Here is a 1,151-nt window from a genome sequence, read left to right on the forward strand (position 1 = left end):
GCTTGCTTTGCCTCCGGTGACAAGGGGAGCGTAACCGGCATGAGCGCGTCTTTCTCGTCGAACGATGGCGGTTGAGCGAGCAGGTCTTTGAGCCGCTCATTGAATGCCGCGAGCGCTGGCCAATGGCTTGGCGGTTCCTGATAAAAACGCGTGCCTTGGGTCGATTCCGGCCATGCCACCAAGAATCTGGCGAGAAAGCCGCTTCCCCTGGCAAGCGATCCCGTTTTGGTGAGGAACTCTCTGAGCGTTTGCTCTTGAATCTGTAGCCACACGGTCAGGCGCGCGCCATTCACCTCGAAAGATTCGCTACTTCGGCGGTCGATCCGCAACCCGGCCCCATCCCATAGATGATTGAGCAAAGCAAGGTTGCGCATGACGGAATCCCGTCCCATCGCGTGGCCACCAAAGACGATTCCGGCTTCCGATGAGATGACGCCGCCAGCTGGCCACCGTTTCCCCAGCTCGAACGCGAGCGCCTCCGGCGTGGTGTCGGTGTAGATGTAGCGCGGAACCCTTGGCGCCTCCGGCTTCATGCGTCCCAGCTTGCGCAAGGATTCTTCCAGCTCCTTGGTATCCTTGCTTCCAGCATATTTCGTGATCTTCGCCTTGATCCCCTGGCGCTTCGATTCCCAAGCCTCCATATCGGCCATGTACTGTTCCATGGCAGGCGCCGCCGCTGCCGCCGCCTCGCGTTCGTGCTCGCGGATCGCCTTCATGAAAAAGCCGTCGATCGTGCTCTTGCGCTCGCCAGATTCGGCGATGGTGAGCAGGAACAACCCGCAAGGCCCGCACAGCTTGTCCGCGCGCTTAACGTCGAATCTGGATTGGATCGCCAAGGAAAGCGATGCCAGCGCGCTGGTGGCCACCAAAGAAACCGGCGCCTGCACATATGCCTGCACTTCCTCCACCGCCGCACGGATCGAATGGGGGAGCGCATCGAGCGGATACTCGAGCGCCTCGACGTCGGCAATGAGAGGTTCCGGTTCGCCCCACGGCTCTTCCCCGCTCCAACCGCACGCCTTGGCCAGCTTGAAGACTGATGCCGCCGTCAGTGGTGCCGTGGCCGAATAGTGCGGGTCGGCCGCCTCGAAGATGGCCGCCGATCGGCCGCCGGTGAGCCGATCCCATTCCCGCGCCAGCGCACGGCCGAT

1 protein-coding gene is annotated in these 1,151 nt (G+C 62.2%); it reads right to left on the reverse strand.

Features of this window, described 5'->3' with window-relative positions:
- The coding region (locus H607_RS11105; RefSeq protein WP_169393581.1) for a YfjI family protein at nucleotides 1–1,151 on the reverse strand (1,151 nt) is incomplete at both ends.

This window comes from Tepidiphilus margaritifer DSM 15129, assembly GCF_000425565.1.
In the GTDB taxonomy this organism is placed as follows: Bacteria; Pseudomonadota; Gammaproteobacteria; order Burkholderiales; family Rhodocyclaceae; genus Tepidiphilus; species Tepidiphilus margaritifer.